This is a genomic window from Rhodococcus sp. NCIMB 12038 (assembly GCF_002165735.1).
In the GTDB taxonomy this organism is placed as follows: Bacteria; Actinomycetota; Actinomycetes; order Mycobacteriales; family Mycobacteriaceae; genus Rhodococcus_F.
Map to the genome: position 1 here is coordinate 61,982 of NZ_NHML01000003.1, position 16,796 is coordinate 78,777.

Sequence of the window (16,796 nt, forward strand, 5' to 3'; positions counted from 1 at the left end):
ATGAGATGGTTTCGTCCCGCACGAACCGAGGCACGGACGCCGCGACCTCGCGCGGGTGGCTGGACCCGGTTGCGCGGTGTACTACAGCAACCAGGCACGGTGTCCGCTTTCAAGTGCACGGCGGCGGTGTTGATCGCCTGGTTGCTGGCCGATCGGGTGCTTCGTAGCCCGGAGGCATTCCTTGCGCCCTACGCGGCCTTGTTCATCATCGGCACCACGGTCCGCAGTTCGGTCGTGGCCGCCGCACGTCAGGTCGCGGTCGTAGTGCTCGGTGTGCTCGTGGCCGCATTGGCGGCGCGCACGTTGCCTGAGCTCGCCGCCATCGCAGGTGCGGTCGCGGTCGGTACGCTCCTCGGCCGCAGCCGATGGCTGGCGCCGGACGGAATGTGGGTAGCGATCACCGCGCTACTGGTATTGCTGTACGGCTCGGCCACAAATGCGGCCCTGGTGTTCCATCGCATCCTCGATGTCACGCTGGGTGTGCTCGTCGGTGTCGCCGTCAACGCCCTCGTCCTGCCTCCCGACATGCTTTCACCAGCCCGTGATCTGATTCTGAAACGCGCCGAGGAACTCTCCGTTCTGCTCGCGGATCTTGCCGAAGGCCTTCGGTCAGGCCGGCACGACAGTGATCGAGAAAGGCAACGGGTGTGGGATCTGCACAAATCGACCGGCGCAGGCGCTGCGTTGAGCGAGGGCAGGGAAAGCTTGCGTGGCAACATGCGCAGCGCCGGCTGGACCAGGGTCGGCGGATCGCGGGTATACCAGCCGATAGCAACGGTTCTCGACGACACGTTGCTGCACGTGTCCGTACTGGAGGTCTCAGTCGAGGCGCTCACCACCCCCGACGGACGGCCGGAAGTGTTTGTTCCGGAGCAACTTCGGCGCGAAGCAGCGGCGCTGATCGAGGCATTCTCGGCCGCATTCGACGAACTCAGGTGGGATCCGGCCCATCACCGAGATCCCTACCTTCACGTCGTGCAGACCGCGCTGCCCGATACCCGCACACGCCTCGCGTCCTTCAAGGAAGCAGTCCGACGGCATCACCCCTCGTCGAGTGCCTGGCCTGCCATCGCCTTGGCCGCGGATGGTCTGTGGACCGCACTGGCAGAGCTCGACGATTTCGACGAGGACTGACTCGCACACGTCGTCTCGCCGCTGCTGGTCGGCGGGGGTCTACGACGTGAAGACGCGCGCGGACATCCCGAGGTAGATCAGCATGAAGGTCAGCAATATCCATCCGGCACCGTGCCAGATCGGCCAGGTACCTCCGCTTCGCCAGGCGCGGTAGGCATTGGCGAAGGCACCGAGACCGCCGAGCAGCAGGACGCCGGTGGGCACGAACACCAGAACGTAGGGGCCCACATCGGAGCACGCCACCGGTTGTCTGTCGGCGCAGCTCTGATTGTCGGTGCCGGCCGAAACGAGAGTGATCACCATGACGGCCATCGCGACAGCGATCACGGCTGCCACGTACCACCCGGCCCGGCGGAGGGTGGTGGGGTCGGACCAGCGCTTCTCTACGTCTCCGGTCACGCTCCGTCCTCCCGTGCTCGGTCAGCTGCCTTGCGGTCGCGTACCCGTGGATCGGTAGGGGCAAACGATCACGTCCGGTGCGCGCGCTCGCGATTGCCCACTGGATTCGGCTGCTGCCATTGTGGGTAAGACGGGAATCCACCTATTCGAGAACATCCCTGCCGGGGATGACTGCGACCCAGGAACCGACCGATGACCATACAGACTTCGCATCGACACATCACCACTGATCATGACGAGATTCGTCGTTGGGTCGAGGCTCACCACGGCGCACCGGCGCGAATGGCAAACACGGCCACCGCCGGCAGCGCAGGTGTCCTGCGCATCGACCTCCCCGGCCACGGCACCGCGGGACTCGAACACATTTCCTGGCACGAATGGTTCACCGCGTTCGACGGGCAAAGTTTGGCCCTGTGCTACCCGGATCCGCATATCCACGGCGGACCCAGTGCATGGTTCGAACTCGTGCATCGGGATGTCGGGGACGGGGACTCTGCGCACTCTCTGCCCTAGCCAGGACGAACGCCCCGGTCGGGTTGTCTGGCGGAAGCACATCAATTCACGTGCAGGTAGACGTGACATTTGGAGACCCCGGCTATTGCGGACGCCCGCTGTGGGCGAGTAAATTGAGAGCTGCGGATCGAGTTGGTCATCGGCAACGATGAAAAGCTCGAGAAGCAGAGATCCGGCCGAGAGTGCGAGAGCATTCCCGGCCGAACCCCTGTCTGGGCCCTGGTCCGCGTCCCTGACACCCCGAGTGTGGGTCTCCGTGAGGTCGATGGAGAACCCGGTCTGGATCACCACGTCGCCGATGAGAAGCACCTCCCCCACCATGGTCGACACTGGGTTCGCACCCCGACCGCAGGAGAAAGGTAGTGCCATAGATCGCCGCGACGCCGCCGTACTCGACGACCCGGTGGGCGAATCACTGCGATCTCGCCACGCACACTTTGCTCGGGATGGACCGAGATCAGCGCCGTCTGCACCGCCCCCGAGGCACGCGGACGAGGTCACGCTGCCCGGGTGGTCAGTGCGCTTGTCGCGCGGATCACTGCTCGTGGCGAACGCCCCTTCCTGCACGTGGCTGAGAAGAATACCGGCGCGCGATCGCCCTGTACGAGCGGCTCGGCTTCCGGACGCGCAAGCAGGTGACCTTCCGGGGCTTCCGCACGCCGCAAGCGGCAAACCCGAAGATTCGCTGAGGTCCACCCTCGGGTGGGGTGCGTACCTCCACTCCCGGGGTGCCCGAACGGCCCCCTGGGAGTGGTTCACGTCTGGATCCGGGCCGGGCAAGGTTGTACCTGTCACCGCAGCACTCCCCGACATCCTCAGGAGAAACGTTAATGATCAACGCCCGCCGAACCTTCGCCGCCGTCGCCTTCACAGCATTCTCGGTCCTCGGTGCGGTGGGGGCGGCTTCCGTCGCTCATGCCGAGCCGATCGGACCGAACGGTCCCACCGGTGGTCCGTGCCCGATCGTGAACACGGACTCGCAGGGCAACGAGACGGTGACGTATGGCAAGCCCGGTGACCGCAACGGCGCCCTGGTGTGCGGTGCGGACGGTGAATGGACGGTCGGCAAGACCAAGGGCAACCTCGGGCAGATCCAGACTCAGCCCGGACTCTCCCGCGGATAACCAACAGCTTTTCTTCAGTCCCCCAAGGGGGAAGTGCCCCGCATCGAGGCCGATGCGGGGCACTTTGCGAGGCGCTGATGGTCGTCAGTGGTGCTCGCCGGCCGGGTTCGTTTCGACGCCCGGTGGCGGGGCTTCGGCGCGCGAGAGTGCGGCTACGCGGTCGGCCAGTTCGCCGGTCAGCGTCGTGTCGGGTTCGGTGCTCGCGGCGTCCGCGAGTTCGGTCAGAATTTTGGTGGTCGCCGGATCGGTCGTGTCGGCGGCTGCCGCATGCCCGCGTGGGTGCGGCTTCACCTCTTTGAGATGCTCTGCGAGCGTATCGGTGTCGAGTTTCTGGGACGCCTTCTCGTTCAGCTCGGTGTTCTCGACCGTCGCGGCCCGGCCAGTGGTTGCGACGGCAGCAGCGGCATCTGATGCGCGGGCATCGGCAACACCGGGTGCGGCGTGGTCGGCACGGTCCCGGTGACCCAGAACAGTGCCGGCGACACCATCGAGCAGGCCGAGGCCGCCCCGATACAGCCGCCTGGCCGGTGCCGCGGGCGCCAGGTGTGCGATCACTTGGTCGTCGATCAGGCGGAGGGGATATCGCACGACGGTGTACTGCACGCGCAGCACGGCAAGGGTGAGCGCTGTGATGTTCATGAAGCCTCCTTGTTCGGTGACACCGAGCCGGGCGTGGTGCTTACCCGCGGCCGGATCGCCGACCAAATTGTGGATCCGACCGGTCAGTTTGCGAGAGGGTAGGAATCTCGACCTCGAGAGACCCGCGGCCCGCGTGGAACCACTTGCGGTGTGGCTCGGTCCCGAGACCGCCGAATGCTCTCGGACATCACCCGCTGCCACCACAGGTCCAACGGACTCGGATCCGGCCACCGGATTGGATCGTCGTCCGGCTCGAGCTCAGAACTCCCGCCATTGTCGGGGTTGTTCTCAATGCGTGGCACGATATCTACACCCTCTCGGTCGGATGCACCCGTATGCCGAATGCACCACGGTTCAACGTCGGTTCGACGCCGACCGCTGCCCCGACAGCGGTCGGCGTCGCCCGCCGTCCGGGTACCCGTAACAGCGTTCGACTACCCACGGCGCCTTTCCGATGCGAATTGCCGACCGCCGTCGCCGCGCGGCTGCGAGCGACGATCCGGTACGGCACCGTCCACCGGGCTTGCTATCTCAGAGTTGGGGGAGGGCTGCGGCGAGGAAGACGAGACCGGCGGCGATTCCGAAGGCTCCGGCGAGAGTGCCGAGCAGCGCTTCCAGTGCCTTCGGCTCGTTTCCCTCGACCGCGGGGTGCCGGTTGGCGACGATTCCGGCAGCGACGGCACCGGCACCGAGCAGAATTCCGAATCCGAACGTCCAGAACATCACGATCGACAGCGAGCCCAGCATGATCGAGAGGTCGTTGCAATATTCGCCGAGAGAGCGAGATGGGCCGGTGCGCCAAGACGGTCGTCCGGAACTGGGGGGATCGGGTCGGAACTGGGCGGGAGCGACAGTCATTTTTCAGGTCCTCGGTGGTGCGCAGGGGATCGAATATGCATGTCCTGCCTCAGGTTCGGTCCGGCGGTGCCGTTTCCTCGCCGGACCGAACCCGAGGCGAGCGGGGAGCTGGATCAGGCATCGATGGGGGTGCGCTCAACGCACTCCACGGGCGAGTCTTTGCGGGTGATCTGGATCCGCCTCGGCTTCGCTCGTTCGGCGACCGGCAGGATCACGCTCAGAACACCGTTGTCGTAGCTCGCCGAAATGCGGTCGACGTCGATGTCCTCACCGAGCGACACCTGGCGCCGGTAGCGGCCACTGAATCTCTCCGACGTCAACCACTGAACACCGTCTTCCGCTTGGCTCCGGTGGGCGGCCAGGGTCAGCACGCCGGCGTCCACATCGATGTCGATCGAGCCGGGGTCGATCCCGGGCAGATCGGCATGCAGGACGTAGTGGTCGTCGACCTTGTAGAGGTCCATCGGCATGAACCGCGGACGGCGAGACGAACCGGAATCAAGTCCCAGCAAAGTCTGGGTCAACGAATCGACGTCGGTGAAGGGATCGAAACGCAGCACAGCAACACACCTCCCATGATCATTTGAATGGCCCGCCACCTCGGCGGGACTACCATCACTGTGCATCTGGAATTTAGCACTCGATTCCGTCGAGTGCCAGGAATGCGGGAGGCGAGTCTTTTGAGCGCGTCAACCCGCCGTCCCGCTACCGGTTGGTTAATGCTCGGAACAACAAGGGCGGTCAGGAGTCGTGAGGCCGTATTCATCGGCCACTTCCGCTCTGATCGAGAAATTTTTTTGCACAGCGTCTTGTCAAGTTCTACGGCTGGTGCTATAACGAATCTACAGCATCTGCTGGAGTTTACCTGGTGGAATTAGAGGGTTTCAGGAGGTGGACATCATGTTGATGCGGACGGATCCCTTCCGCGACTTCGACCGTCTGACACAGCAACTCCTCGGTACCGCGGCCCGGCCGACAGTGATGCCGATGGATGCGTGGAGTGAAGAGGACCGGTTCGTGGTGGAGTTCGATCTACCCGGTGTCGAGGCCGACTCACTCGATCTGGACGTCGAGAAGAACACCCTGACGGTGCGCGCCGAACGGGCCGCGCTGGACGAGAACCGCGAGATGGTCGCCGCCGAGCGTCCGCGCGGGGTGTTCAGCCGGCAGTTGTTCCTCGGTGAGAACCTCGACGCGGACAAGATCGAGGCCAGCTACGACGCGGGGGTGCTGCGGGTGTCGATCCCGGTCGCGGAGAAGGCCAAGCCCCGCAAGATCGAAATCAGCAACGGGCATTCGGACAGGAGGGCCATCGACGCCTGACCGAGGCACCCGGATTGGAAGGGGGTGAATAACGATGACATCGGCGATCAGAGTCGCAGAGGTGAATGCCACCGACAACGGGGAGCGCGCGGCACGCGAGGAAGTGTGGCCGTGGCACGAACTCGAATGCGCAGTGCTGGTGGCCGACTCGGATCGCATCCTCGCCGACGCACTCACGCCGCAGGCCGTAGTCCTGCTCACACAGGTGGCCACCGCTCCGGCCGGTCCGCCGCGCCCTGTCGTCCCGCCCGCCTCGGAATGGTGGACGGTGTCGGCCCCACCGGCACCCGGAGTCCGGGCAACGCAGCGCTCGCCTCCGAGACCGGAGAAAGCCCGGACCCGACATGCGCCGATCGTGAGACGGCACCGGCAAAGGATGCGTTTCCTGTAGGTAATCGAGAAAGAGGTGATGAACCGGACGATACGAGAGCACTCGCTGACGGGGTTCGCCCGCTGCCGCCTCCTTCACCTGTAGTTCCTTCTCGCGGGGCGCGGCGAACCCCGGGCACACCCGCCCGGCACCGCCGATCGACCGGACTGGACAGCAACGGCGCCGACCGCATCCGACGGAACGTGTGGTGTCGGATCGACCGGGGCGCAGAGCCATTGACTGGCGCATAGTACTCACGGCCGTCCGGGCGGGCAGTGCCCACTCACGTAGTCGGGCTTACCCCGTGTTTCGCGAGATCCGGTCCGTCGACGAAGATGTCGACTGTCAGTGGTTGCTCACCGCCGTATTTCGCGAAGTCGGACACACCGGCCTCCGCGAGGACCTCGACGTCGAGGAGGGTTCTACCGGTGTCGGTGCCGGCGGGGCGGCTGAGGAGTTCGATTGCCGCGTCGGCCATGATCTCGGGTGAGCGCGAGTGGTGCAGGCTTTCCCGGCCGCCGAGGAGGTTGCCGACTGCCGCGGTGGCGATCGTGGTCTGAGGCCACAGGCAGTTGCTGGACAGGTTCATGTTCCGATACTCGGCTGCGATACCCAACGCTGCCAACGTCATTCCGTATTTTGCGAGCATGTAGCCCGGGCGCGCACCCAGCCACTGCTCGGACAGGTTCAGGGGAGGCGACAACGTCATCACGTGCGGATTGGCGGACTTCTGAAGATGGGGCAGGCAGGCGCGAGTCAATGCGAAGGTGCCGCGAACGTTGACTTGCTGCATCAGATCGAATCGTTTGAGTGTGAGGTCTTCGGTCGGTGACAGGTCGAGCACGCTCGCATTGTTGATCACGATGTCGATGCCGCCGTAGTGGTCGACGGCGAGATCGACGGCCCGCGCGATGTCGTCGTCGTTGCGGACGTCTCCGACCACGGGAAGAGCGTGTCCGCCGAGTTCGGTCAACTCGCTGACCGCGGTGTGGATGGTTCCGGGCAGCCGGGGATCGGGAGTGCCGGTCTTGGCCAGCAGGACGACATTCCCACCGCGACGTGCGATCGCGCGCGCAATCGCCAGGCCGATGCCTCGACTTCCGCCGGACATGACCGTGGTTCTTCCTCGGAAACTGTTTGGGTCGTTCAAGGTTGATTCCTTCGTCTGTGTCGGCCTGAGAGGAGTGGCCGGTGACCGAACGACTCCACGATAGGAAACTCTCGAGACCGTGACGACGTCCTCGAAGAATCAAGAATGCGCATTATGTTGTCCGGTGAGAACAAATAGTGTCTCAGGAGGGTGCCGCGAAAATTTGATGCACCGAATCGCAAATATCCAGGTAGGGCGCGCCTGCGGCGATGGTGGGGGAGATTCTTCGTCCATTGGCACCGAAGACCGATATTGTCTTCCCATGGCATCAGACGAGGAACGATCCGCACTGCTCGTTGCCAGAATCGCGCGTTCGCTCAACGAGCGGTTGGTGTCGCTGACGGCCGACATCACCAGCGTGCTCTACGCGGAGATCCCGGATCTACGGACGGATCGCCAGTTGTTCGATCTACTCGGGGCAAGTGTGGAAGGCAACCTCGACACCATTTTCCACACCTTGCAGCACAACATTGCGCCCGAGGATTTGGACGCGCCGGCCGCGGCCATGGAGTACGCGAGAAGGCTTGCTCAGCATGGAGTTCCCGTCAATGCGCTGGTTCGCGCATATCGCCTGGGACAAACCAATTTGCTCGGACTGGTTTTCGACGAACTGCGTGCTGCTTCGGTGCAGCCGGAACTCAGTGTGCCAGTACTCGAACGCATCATCACGGTCATGTCTGTCTACATCGACAGGGTGTCACAGCAGGTGGTGGCCGTGTACGAGCGCGAAAGGGAGCGGTGGCTCGCGCATCGGAGCAGTGTCCGGGCCGTGCGTGTTCAGGAGATCCTGGCGGGCAACGCACTTCCTGACGCCGGTGCCGCCCTGGGTTATGTTCTGCAGCAGAGTCACCTGGCCGCGATCGTCTGGAGCTCCGACACCGAATCGGGCGAGATGCTGGCCCGAATCGAATCTGCGGCACACGATTTCGCCAACTACCTGGGCGGGGTAGCCGACCCGCTGTTCGTGGCCGCAGACCGACTGACCGGCTGGGTGTGGATTCCACTCGGCTCACGATCTCACCCCGAGCGTACGCAGGGGGAGATGTGCGACTTCCTCGAGCGTCGGCATCCCGGGCTGGTCGTGGCTCTCGGTGCTGCGGCCACAGGAATCGACGGGTTCCGGCAGTCCCACGGTCAAGCACAACGCGCGCGAGCCGTGGCCATCGCGGCAGGGCAGAACGCGCCGGCGGTGACCGCCTACGACGAACCCGGGGTATCGACGGTTGCCCTGCTGGTCGAGGACCTGGTGGCCACCCGCGCCTGGGTGCGCGGCGTTCTGAGCGGGCTGGCTGCCGACAACGAGAACTCGGCCCGGTTGCGCGAGACCGTGCGGGTCTATCTCGCCCACAACCTGAGCAACGTCGCCGCCGGAAAAGAGCTTGATTTGCACCACAACTCGGTGAAGTACCGCGTGAAACGGGCGGCCGAAGTACGGGGCAAGGACTTCACCGGAGATCGACTGGCCGTCGAACTCGCACTGCTGGTGTGCCAATGGCTGGGACCTGCGGTCCTGACCTCGGATTAGGTCATCGGCACCGAGCCGACGCGGAGTCTTGACACAGCCGCAGTCACGGCGTTTGACTGGTCGGAAGCTCGTGTTATCTCGCCGGATGGTGTTCTGGGAGGTTGACGTATGCGCGGCACAGGTTTGGCGGGACATCGACGCGGAGCAACCCCCCACCGCAGGATGTTCTCGGTACTGGCACTGGTGGGCGTGTGCCTTCTCTCCCTGGCAACGGCCCGGACGGCAGACGGTCAGCCCGCTGTCGGCACCGGGTTCGCGATCCCCTTCTCCGGGGACCCCGGCTACGAGAACCTGGCGCCGACGCAGATGACGAGGCCGGATCAGCTCAACGCGCCGCTCGGTCAGCAGGTGGCGGACGAGGTCGCCCGTCAGATCGGGCTCGACCGGGCCGATGCGCTGACCGAGCAGCAGTACCGCGATCTCATCACCGGCGGTGGAGTCGGCGGCAGCAGCGACGCCGCCGAGGTGATCGATGCGTGTGCCCGGATCCTCACCAATACGAACGACCGCCCCCTCTATTCCGACGTAGACGGCCGCAACACACCGTCGGTTCTGGCCAGCTACGGGCTGTACGTGAACCCCAGCGGACTACTGGAGAGTCCGGCCAACGCGGACGCGCCGACGCGCCAGGTGAACTCGCTGATCGCTCCCGGGGGTTTCGTGGGCACCTGGTTGAGGAACAACGGTGCAACACACACCCTGATAGCGCTGTACGAGTCCGCGTACACGATACAAGCGGCCTTCGGCTTCGCAGCGCAACAGATGTCGGGCGAAGCTCAACTGGTGACGAACACCAAGGGCGGTGTGAGTTCGGAGGTCGGCATGTCGATGGCGCCGCCGCTGTGGATTGTGAACTTCGCACTGCTCTACGTACTGCAGCCGTCCCTGGCGGCCGCGATGCCCGCCTACTGGGCTCCCATTCCTCCGGCGGTTGCCGACGCCGTGCGGTCGAGCCCCACCGGCCAGGTCCCGTTCGGCGACTATGCGTCCTACTTCCAGTGAGCACTCCCTTCGAGTGCCGAGGTGACGAGGTTGCCCTTCGGGAGAGCTGTTTCGGATTCGACGGCCGCGACCCACTGTGAGGTTGTGGCGACCGCGGCGAAGTTCGATTGCAACAGGACCATCAGTGTGGTGTGCAGCGACTCCGCGGACACCTGACCGGCCTCGTTTGCGAGGTTGATCGCGCCGGTAGCGTCGGACAGGATCTCGGCGGAGAATCCCAGGCCCTCGGCCTCGACGGCGGTCGCCAGATCGCAGTTGTTGGTCATGAACCCCACGATCGAGATGGTGTCGATGGTGTTCGCGCGCAACCACTCCGCGACATCGGTGCCGGCGAATACGCTCCCGTACTGCTTGTGCACCCGCTTCCACGACGGGTCGATCGCGGTGTCGAGGTCGGGATGCAGCGACCACCCCGCCGACCCTTCCACGAAGACCGGAGCGCCGTCGGGCATCCGATGCTGGACGACGACAACCGGGATGTCGGCCGCGTCGGCCACCTTGATCGCGTTCAGGATGTTGGCCAGTGATTCCTCACGCGGCGGGTACTGGATCTGCAGCGGTCCGTCGAAGTACTCCTGCTGGACGTCGACGACGACGAGGGCACGGCGTGGTGCAGTCATAGTTCACTCCCGGGGATCGAAATCGTGCGCGCCCTTCGCCGGGTCGCGCTGTTCCCCATTCTTCGGTGAGGGGGTGGCGGTTGCGAGTGGCATGGATGCATACTTTCGATGACTTTGTGCCAACCTGGGGGAGAACCGATGCGGATTGCCGTCTATGCGTTCGACGACATCACCATGTTCCACCTCGCGGCGCCGCTGATGGTGTTCGGCGAGGTGGGCCGCCTCGGGCTGGCCACCGACTGGGAGACCAGGCTGTGGTCCGATCGCCCGGGGTCGATCCGAACGGCCGAGGGATACCCCATCGGTGAGGTGGCGGGCCCGGAGACGGTCGAGTGGGCCGACATCGTCGTGATCCCGTCGTGGCCGCTTCCCGTGGTGCCGAGCAGCGAGGTGTTCGGATCCCGCCTGCGCAGGGCCCACGCGCGGGGTGCCGTCGTCGCGGGACTGTGTCTCGGCGCCTTCGCGGTGGTCGACAGCGGTCTGCTCGACGGTCGTCCGGCCGTCACACACTGGGAGATGATGCCGGCGCTGGCCGAACGCCATCCGGGCACGCAGATGGACACCTCGGTGCTCTACATCGACCACGGCGACGTGCTGACCTCCGCCGGGACCGCGTCGTCGGTGGATGCCTGCCTGCACCTGGTGCGCACACACCTCGGGTCCGCGGTCGCGACCCGGGTGGCGCGAAGTCTGGTCGTCGCCCCGCACCGGGAGGGCGGGCAAGCCCAGTACATCGAGCGCCCGCTGGCACAGGCGCCGACGGACACGGCGATTGCCGACGTGCAGCAGTGGGCGCTGGCCCACCTCCACGAAAACCTGTCCGTCGATCGCCTCGCGGGCGAGGCGAAGATGAGTCGGCGCAGCTTCATTCGGCAGTTCACTCGGACCACCGGGACCACGCCGGCGCGGTGGGTCGCGGAGCAGCGACTCCGTGAAGGGCGCGTCCTCCTCGAGGCCACGGACTGGGGTATCGACGACATCGCCTCCGCGTGCGGCTTCGCCAGCACCGTCACCTTCCGGCAGAACTTCGTCGCCGCCTTCGCGACCTCGCCCACCGCGTACCGGCGACAGTTCGCGGATCTTCCGAACGGCTGAGGGCGGCGCCGGTCCGGTGCAGACCCCGCACCTGGTCGCACGCCCACACCCTGCCGAAGGGGCGGTGCTCACCCCCTACGATTCTCCGGGTGACCGATTACGACGATCTCGACATGTTCGGTGGCCTCGACGCCGCCACCCTGCCGTCCCGCCAGCAGTTGATTCTCGCGACGATCCGGGACTGGGTAGCCGCACACGGATGTTCGCCGAGCACCCGGCAGATCGGGGACGCGGTGGGCCTGCGGTCGACGTCGTCGGTGTCCAAGCACCTGAAGAGCCTCGAGGAAAAGGGCTTTCTCCGGAGGGGTTCGTCCATGGCCCGGCAATTGGACGTGCGCCCATTCCTCTCCGAGACGAAGCATGGACGTTCGGCCGACAACAATGTGACGGTGCCGGTCGTCGGCGACATCGCAGCCGGCGCACCGATCCTCGCAGAGGAGCACGCCGACGAGATGCTCACGCTCCCTCGTGAACTCGTCGGCTCCGGCACCGTGTTCGGGCTGCGGGTGCGCGGCGAGTCGATGATCGACGCCGCGATCTGCGACGGCGACGTCGTCGTGGTGCGCCGCCAGGACGAGGCCCATTCCGGTGAGATCGTCGCCGCGATGATCGACGGCGAGGCCACGGTGAAGGTGCTCCGGCGCCGCGACGGCCACGTCTTCCTCGAACCCCGTAACCCCGACTACACCGTCATCGACGGCGACGCCGCAGTCGTCCTGGGCAAGGTGGTCTCCGTGATGCGGCGAATCTGACACCCTGGCTATTCGAAACCTGTTCCGCGAACACGTCGGCCGCGCTATGTGCCCGAGCGGACCGAACACATCAGGTCTCGGCAACCGTCAGAGTGCCCGCTTGAATCCGACGTGGCTGTCGTCGTATCCGAGTCGTGCATAGAATGCCTGCGCCCGATCACGAGCGCGGTCGGTGGTGACCTGCACGAGTGTCGCGCCGCGGTGCCGGCCGTGGTCGTGCGCCCACTCGAGCATCGCGGTTCCGACACCATGGGAGCGCTCGGTAGCCGTCACCCGCACCCCCTCGATCTGGAGGCGGGTGGTGCCGCCGCGGGACAACCCGGGGATGATGGTGAGCTGCATGGTGCCGATGATCCGGTCGTCCTCGGCGCGGACCACCGCCAGATAGTGTGAGGAATCCCGGGCGATCGCGTCGTATGCCTCCTCATACCGTGCCATCTCGGCCCCTTCGCGGGTGCGGCCGATCTCGTCGTCGGACAGCAGGGCGACCAGCGCCGGCACATCGGCGCGGCCGGCACGCTGCACCCGATAGACACGGTCGCCGAGTCGGAGCCGCCCACCGACCGATTCACGTGCCCGCGACTGCAAGTGGGCGACGAGTGTGTCCAGCCAGGTGCCGACATGCTGCCGGGCCTCGGGGGTGTCGGGGTAGCGACAGCGCAGGTGCAACCCGGCCTCGTCGAGGATGAACCAGAGCATCACGCCGTCGGTCCGGATCGTCGCGCCGACGTACTGCGCCTCCAGCCCGGTGGCGTCGACGCGGACCGGCAACCGGCGCAGGTCCAGCCACGAGATCGCGAACATCCCGGGGGCCTCGGGCATCCCGCCCCACGGGCGAAGAACGTCCTCCAACGGCCAGGACCCCATCCGTACGGCCTCCTTGACCGCCTCCGCGCTGGCCCGGGGATCGGGGTCGGTCGATTCCAGCACCGAGTTGGTGATGAACCACCCGACGGAGTCGTTCCAGGCGGCGTCGTACCGGCTGTGCACCGGGAACACCGCCCGCAGCGGGGTGCCGGCCAGTTCGCGCGTCACGTCGGTCATCGCGGCCACCACCAGTGCCAGAGTCGAGACGCTGTCCTCGCGGGCCTGCGCCGAGAACGCGGCGCTGTCGTCGACATCGAGCACGTCGCGCACCTCCACCCGCTCCTGCTGCAGCGTCGCCGCGCCCAGCGACAGCGGGAACCGTGGCATCACGTCACCGCTGGCCGCCAGCACCTCCGCCCAGCGGTGGTGCACCTCTGCGGGTGCCGCCGGGCGGTCCCGCAGGGCGCGGGTGTGCTCGGCGAAGGCGGGCGCGGGCGGCAACGACGGCGCCCGCCCGTCCTGCACCGCGGCCAACGCGGCGAGAAGGTCGCGTGCGATCACCAACATCGACCACATGTCGACGTGGGAGTGGTCGGCGGCGACCACCACGGTCGGCCCCACCGCGGTCTCGAGCACGCACAGCCGGTGCGACGGACGACTGTACGGCGGGCAGGCGTGGTCGAGCACGTCACGGAGCGCATCGTTGACGGCCTGTCCGGGGGCGATCGGGTGCTCGACCCAGTCACCGGGGGAGATCTCGACCTCGTGCAGCTGCGGCTCGCCGTCCTCGCCGGGCGAGAAGGTCGACCGCAGCGTGCCGTGCCGCGCGATGACCGCCAGCCAGGCGGCCGCGAGCTCGTCGGACGGAACCGGCGCGGAAAGTCTGAAGGACAACGCCATCCAGGACCCGGCGCGGTCGCCGGCACCGACGTGGCGTCGCTGGTCGAAGGACACGGGCAGCGGTCGGCCCGGCCGGCCCACGGTGACGTCGTAGCCCAGCAGTCGGCCGAACGGCAGGCGCAGGTGCGCGACGTTGGTCAGCCGCATGGCGGTATCCTAGGCGCTTCACCAGCGGCCGCGCGGCCGATCTCGCCCGCCGAGCCGCGAGTACCACGGCATGGGCCGGATTTGCGCCCTATACTCCCGCCATGTTGATCATCGGGATGATCCTGTTCGGAGTGCTCGTCGGTGCCGTCGCCCAACTCATCCTGGGTAGGTCCAAGTCCGGAATCGATTGGACGCTGGCATTCGTCGCAGGCATCGGCGGCTCGTTCGTGGGCGGACTGCTCATCAGCCTCCTCGCGGGGGACGGCCTCAACTTGCGTCCCAGCGGCATCATCGGCTCCCTCGCCGGGGCGATCATCGTGACGGCCGTCTGGTTGTGGTGGAAGGCGCGGGCCGCGGCAGGGGCCGACTGACAACCGCGGCGTTCACCACTGCCCGCGACGCGGCCGAGTCGGCCGGTGGGATGATGGTGCGCGTGCCAATGCCCTCACCGCTGCCCGTCAAGGACGGGGTCGGACCGACGCGGCTGCGCGTCCCGACGTGCGGGCCGTGGGCGACGATCGCCGAGTACGTCGTCGCGCGGTTCGACCATCTGAACGCGGGCGACCTGCACCGGCGATTCGACGCCGGAGAGATCGTGGGCACCGACGGTCGTCCGATCGGTCGCGGCACGGCGCTGGGCGCGCACCGGTTCGTCTGGTACTACCGCGAGCTGCCGGTGGAGGACCCGGTGCCGTTTCACCTGGAGATCCTGCACGTCGACGACGACCTCGTCGTGATCGACAAACCACACTTCCTCCCGACCACCCCGGGCGGGCGATACCTGCGCGAGTCCGCGCTGGTCCGATTGCGGACTCGCCTCGACAATCCGGACCTCACCCCGATCCATCGACTCGACCGCGCGACCGCCGGCCTGGTGATGTTCTCGGCCCGTCCCGCGACGCGCGGCGCATACCAGTCGCTGTTCGAGCAACGGCGGGTCGTGAAGGTCTACGAGGCGGTGTCGACGCAACCGCCCGGGTGGGACCCGGATGCACCGGTGCTTGCCGAGCGTGCCGTCCCCGTCGTCTACCGCAACCACATCGCGTCGCGCCGCGGCGAGTTTCGGGTCGTCGTCGACGACTCCCGTGAACCCAACGCCGAGACGGTGATCGAGGTGCGTGGCGGCGGCGTGAGCCCCTCCGGACGTGCTGTGCTGCACACGATCCTCCGTCCGCGCACCGGACGGATGCACCAGTTGCGGGTGCATCTGGCGGCGCTCGGCGCCGGGATTCTGGGCGATCGCTTGTACCCCGACCTGATGCCCGAGGCGCCGGACGATCATGCCCTCCCGCTCCAATTGCTCGCGCGGGAACTCGAATTCACCGATCCGCTGTCGGGGATGGCGCGGCGGTTCGTCACCCGCCGGACGTTGAGCGAGGCGCCCGCGTAGTGACGACGCGGGTCCGCGGGTGCGCGGCTATCCCCGCACGACCTCGCGCAGGTGCAGGCACATCTCGTCGATCGCCTGCTTGGCCTGAGCGAACACACCGATCTCGGTGACGAAGCCGTGGAAGACGCCGGCATACCGGGTCAGCGAGACGGGGACGCCGTCGCGCCGCAGCCGTGCCGCGTATGCCTCGGCGTCGTCCCGGATCGGGTCGACCTCCGCGGTCAGGACCAGGGCAGGAGGAAGACCGCGCAGCGATTCGGCGCGCATGGGTGCCGCGAGGTGGTCGTCCGAACGATGTCCCGGGCCGACGTAGTGGTCCCAGCACCAGCGCGCGTCCGCGGTGCTCAGTAGCGGCGCATCGGCGAATTCCGACCACGACGGCGTCGTGAATGTCCCGTCCACGGCGGGGTAGGCAAGTACCTGAGTCACGGGGAGGGGGCTGCGCTCGTCGCGTCGGTGCAGGCAGAGGGCGGCGGCGAGATTGCCCCCGGCGGAGTCGCCACCGATCGCGATCCGTCCCGGATCGATACCGAGCTCCGGTGCCATCCGGGTCAGCCACGTGTAGGCGTCGAGGCAGTCTTCCAGTGCTGCCGGGTAGGGGTTTTCGGGTGCCAGCCGGTAGTCCAGCGACACGACCGTCCATCCCGATCCGGCGGCGATCGCGCGGCACAACTCGTCGGCTCCGTCGAGGGTTCCCAGGACGAAACCGCCGCCGTGCAGATAGACGAGGGCAGGCCTGTCACCCTCCGGTGCGGCACTGTGTGCGCGGTACAGGCGAGCCCGGATCGCACCTGCGCGGGTCGGCACGGTCAGTTGCTCGACACGGTCGAGCGGTGTGATCGGCTCGGCAGGTCGAGTCGTGTTCAGGAGGGCTCGGGCCTGCTCCGGTCCCAGCTCCTGGAGCGGTTTCGGCAGGGCGTGGGCGATCATCCGTGCCGCGGCCTGCGCATCGCCGTCGAGCAGATTCCACCAGGTGGGGGCGTCGTCGTTCATCTCGGAAACCTCGCAAGTCATTGACAACAAGTGATCTGTGCCTCACTATCATAGT

At 66.6% G+C, this 16,796-nt stretch carries 20 protein-coding genes; 12 read left to right on the forward strand and 8 right to left on the reverse strand.

Annotation, left to right across the window (positions count from 1 at the left end):
• Positions 1–99 precede the first annotated feature (99 nt).
• Positions 100–1,134: an FUSC family protein gene (locus CA951_RS03965; protein WP_256973309.1), complete on the forward strand. Its 1,035-nt coding sequence runs from the start codon at positions 100–102 to the stop codon at positions 1,132–1,134.
• Between the two features lie 39 nt (positions 1,135–1,173).
• Here CA951_RS03965 and CA951_RS03970 read toward each other — a convergent pair whose 3' ends face one another.
• Positions 1,174–1,533: a hypothetical protein gene (locus tag CA951_RS03970; RefSeq protein ID WP_087555630.1), complete on the reverse strand. Its 360-nt coding sequence runs from the start codon at positions 1,531–1,533 to the stop codon at positions 1,174–1,176.
• A gap of 192 nt (positions 1,534–1,725) precedes the next feature.
• Between CA951_RS03970 and CA951_RS03975 the strand changes: the two genes are divergently transcribed.
• The 3 genes from CA951_RS03975 (at position 1,726) to CA951_RS03985 (ending at position 3,170) form a co-directional block, all read left to right on the forward strand.
• Entirely contained in the window at positions 1,726–2,046 is a 321-nt protein-coding gene (locus tag CA951_RS03975; RefSeq protein ID WP_087555631.1) for a hypothetical protein, read from the forward strand.
• Positions 2,047–2,502: 456 nt separating this feature from the next.
• Complete coding sequence (locus CA951_RS03980; RefSeq protein WP_256973353.1) at positions 2,503–2,685, forward strand: GNAT family N-acetyltransferase; 183 nt, start codon at positions 2,503–2,505, stop codon at positions 2,683–2,685.
• Between the two features lie 191 nt (positions 2,686–2,876).
• Positions 2,877–3,170, forward strand: coding sequence for a hypothetical protein (locus CA951_RS03985; protein WP_087555632.1), 294 nt, complete (start codon positions 2,877–2,879; stop codon positions 3,168–3,170).
• Positions 3,171–3,254: 84 nt separating this feature from the next.
• On the opposite strand, the gene CA951_RS03990 is transcribed toward CA951_RS03985, so the two are convergent.
• From CA951_RS03990 to CA951_RS04000, 3 genes are all read right to left on the reverse strand, one after another.
• Positions 3,255–3,809 carry a hypothetical protein gene (locus CA951_RS03990; protein ID WP_087555973.1) on the reverse strand — a complete coding sequence of 185 codons (555 nt, stop codon included), beginning with the start codon at positions 3,807–3,809 and terminating at the stop codon, positions 3,255–3,257.
• 531 nt (positions 3,810–4,340) lie between these two features.
• Positions 4,341–4,667: a hypothetical protein gene (locus CA951_RS44020; RefSeq protein WP_256973311.1), complete on the reverse strand. Its 327-nt coding sequence runs from the start codon at positions 4,665–4,667 to the stop codon at positions 4,341–4,343.
• A 113-nt stretch (positions 4,668–4,780) separates the two neighbouring features.
• Positions 4,781–5,227: an Hsp20/alpha crystallin family protein gene (locus CA951_RS04000; RefSeq protein WP_087555633.1), complete on the reverse strand. Its 447-nt coding sequence runs from the start codon at positions 5,225–5,227 to the stop codon at positions 4,781–4,783.
• Between the two features lie 340 nt (positions 5,228–5,567).
• Here CA951_RS04000 and CA951_RS04005 point away from each other — a divergent pair, with 340 nt between their 5' ends.
• Positions 5,568–5,990 (forward strand): Hsp20/alpha crystallin family protein, encoded by a 423-nt coding sequence (locus CA951_RS04005; RefSeq protein WP_087555975.1) that lies wholly within the window; start codon positions 5,568–5,570, stop codon positions 5,988–5,990.
• Between the two features lie 34 nt (positions 5,991–6,024).
• The gene (locus tag CA951_RS04010) at positions 6,025–6,381 is read left to right on the forward strand and encodes a hypothetical protein (protein WP_087555634.1); all 357 of its coding nucleotides are present in this window, start codon (positions 6,025–6,027) and stop codon (positions 6,379–6,381) included.
• Between the two features lie 262 nt (positions 6,382–6,643).
• Here CA951_RS04010 and CA951_RS04015 read toward each other — a convergent pair whose 3' ends face one another.
• Entirely contained in the window at positions 6,644–7,510 is an 867-nt protein-coding gene (locus CA951_RS04015; RefSeq protein WP_087555635.1) for an NAD(P)-dependent oxidoreductase, read from the reverse strand.
• Positions 7,511–7,589: 79 nt separating this feature from the next.
• Here CA951_RS04015 and CA951_RS04020 point away from each other — a divergent pair, with 79 nt between their 5' ends.
• Both CA951_RS04020 and CA951_RS04025 read left to right on the forward strand, forming a co-directional pair.
• Positions 7,590–9,035 (forward strand): CdaR family transcriptional regulator, encoded by a 1,446-nt coding sequence (locus tag CA951_RS04020; RefSeq protein WP_256973312.1) that lies wholly within the window; start codon positions 7,590–7,592, stop codon positions 9,033–9,035.
• Between the two features lie 108 nt (positions 9,036–9,143).
• Positions 9,144–10,037 carry a hypothetical protein gene (locus CA951_RS04025; protein WP_087555637.1) on the forward strand — a complete coding sequence of 298 codons (894 nt, stop codon included), beginning with the start codon at positions 9,144–9,146 and terminating at the stop codon, positions 10,035–10,037.
• On the opposite strand, the gene CA951_RS04030 is transcribed toward CA951_RS04025, so the two are convergent.
• Entirely contained in the window at positions 10,025–10,657 is a 633-nt protein-coding gene (locus CA951_RS04030) for an isochorismatase family protein (protein WP_087555638.1), read from the reverse strand. The genes CA951_RS04025 and CA951_RS04030 overlap by 13 nt on opposite strands.
• Positions 10,658–10,795: 138 nt before the next feature.
• Here CA951_RS04030 and CA951_RS04035 point away from each other — a divergent pair, with 138 nt between their 5' ends.
• Together CA951_RS04035 and lexA are read left to right on the forward strand one after the other, a co-directional pair.
• Positions 10,796–11,752 (forward strand): GlxA family transcriptional regulator, encoded by a 957-nt coding sequence (locus CA951_RS04035; protein WP_087555639.1) that lies wholly within the window; start codon positions 10,796–10,798, stop codon positions 11,750–11,752.
• Between the two features lie 89 nt (positions 11,753–11,841).
• Positions 11,842–12,504 carry a transcriptional repressor LexA gene (lexA, locus tag CA951_RS04040; RefSeq protein WP_087555640.1) on the forward strand — a complete coding sequence of 221 codons (663 nt, stop codon included), beginning with the start codon at positions 11,842–11,844 and terminating at the stop codon, positions 12,502–12,504.
• 87 nt (positions 12,505–12,591) lie between these two features.
• Here lexA and CA951_RS04045 read toward each other — a convergent pair whose 3' ends face one another.
• A complete protein-coding gene (locus CA951_RS04045) occupies positions 12,592–14,358 on the reverse strand; it encodes a GNAT family N-acetyltransferase (protein WP_087555641.1) in 1,767 nt (588 codons plus the stop codon).
• A gap of 101 nt (positions 14,359–14,459) precedes the next feature.
• On the opposite strand from CA951_RS04045, the gene CA951_RS04050 reads away from it, so the two are divergent.
• Together CA951_RS04050 and CA951_RS04055 are read left to right on the forward strand one after the other, a co-directional pair.
• Positions 14,460–14,729, forward strand: coding sequence for a GlsB/YeaQ/YmgE family stress response membrane protein (locus CA951_RS04050; RefSeq protein ID WP_087555642.1), 270 nt, complete (start codon positions 14,460–14,462; stop codon positions 14,727–14,729).
• A gap of 53 nt (positions 14,730–14,782) precedes the next feature.
• Positions 14,783–15,748 carry a pseudouridine synthase gene (locus CA951_RS04055; protein WP_256973314.1) on the forward strand — a complete coding sequence of 322 codons (966 nt, stop codon included), beginning with the start codon at positions 14,783–14,785 and terminating at the stop codon, positions 15,746–15,748.
• Between the two features lie 27 nt (positions 15,749–15,775).
• Here CA951_RS04055 and CA951_RS04060 read toward each other — a convergent pair whose 3' ends face one another.
• Positions 15,776–16,741: an alpha/beta hydrolase gene (locus CA951_RS04060; protein WP_087555643.1), complete on the reverse strand. Its 966-nt coding sequence runs from the start codon at positions 16,739–16,741 to the stop codon at positions 15,776–15,778.
• Positions 16,742–16,796: the final 55 nt, after the last annotated feature.

What these genes read in the sequence shown, in the direction of transcription:
- CA951_RS04005 (WP_087555975.1), top strand. Translation starts at nt 5,568, where the DNA reads ATGTTGATGCGGACGGATCCCTTCCGCGACTTCGACCGTCTGACACAG.
- CA951_RS04030 (WP_087555638.1), bottom strand. Translation starts at nt 10,657, where the DNA reads ATGACTGCACCACGCCGTGCCCTCGTCGTCGTCGACGTCCAGCAGGAG.
- CA951_RS03975 (WP_087555631.1), top strand. Translation starts at nt 1,726, where the DNA reads ATGACCATACAGACTTCGCATCGACACATCACCACTGATCATGACGAG.
- CA951_RS04035 (WP_087555639.1), top strand. Translation starts at nt 10,796, where the DNA reads ATGCGGATTGCCGTCTATGCGTTCGACGACATCACCATGTTCCACCTC.
- CA951_RS04060 (WP_087555643.1), bottom strand. Translation starts at nt 16,741, where the DNA reads ATGAACGACGACGCCCCCACCTGGTGGAATCTGCTCGACGGCGATGCG.
- CA951_RS03990 (WP_087555973.1), bottom strand. Translation starts at nt 3,809, where the DNA reads ATGAACATCACAGCGCTCACCCTTGCCGTGCTGCGCGTGCAGTACACC.
- CA951_RS04010 (WP_087555634.1), top strand. Translation starts at nt 6,025, where the DNA reads ATGACATCGGCGATCAGAGTCGCAGAGGTGAATGCCACCGACAACGGG.
- CA951_RS03985 (WP_087555632.1), top strand. Translation starts at nt 2,877, where the DNA reads ATGATCAACGCCCGCCGAACCTTCGCCGCCGTCGCCTTCACAGCATTC.
- CA951_RS04050 (WP_087555642.1), top strand. Translation starts at nt 14,460, where the DNA reads ATGTTGATCATCGGGATGATCCTGTTCGGAGTGCTCGTCGGTGCCGTC.
- CA951_RS04025 (WP_087555637.1), top strand. Translation starts at nt 9,144, where the DNA reads ATGCGCGGCACAGGTTTGGCGGGACATCGACGCGGAGCAACCCCCCAC.
- CA951_RS44020 (WP_256973311.1), bottom strand. Translation starts at nt 4,667, where the DNA reads ATGACTGTCGCTCCCGCCCAGTTCCGACCCGATCCCCCCAGTTCCGGA.
- CA951_RS04055 (WP_256973314.1), top strand. Translation starts at nt 14,783, where the DNA reads ATGGTGCGCGTGCCAATGCCCTCACCGCTGCCCGTCAAGGACGGGGTC.
- CA951_RS04045 (WP_087555641.1), bottom strand. Translation starts at nt 14,358, where the DNA reads ATGCGGCTGACCAACGTCGCGCACCTGCGCCTGCCGTTCGGCCGACTG.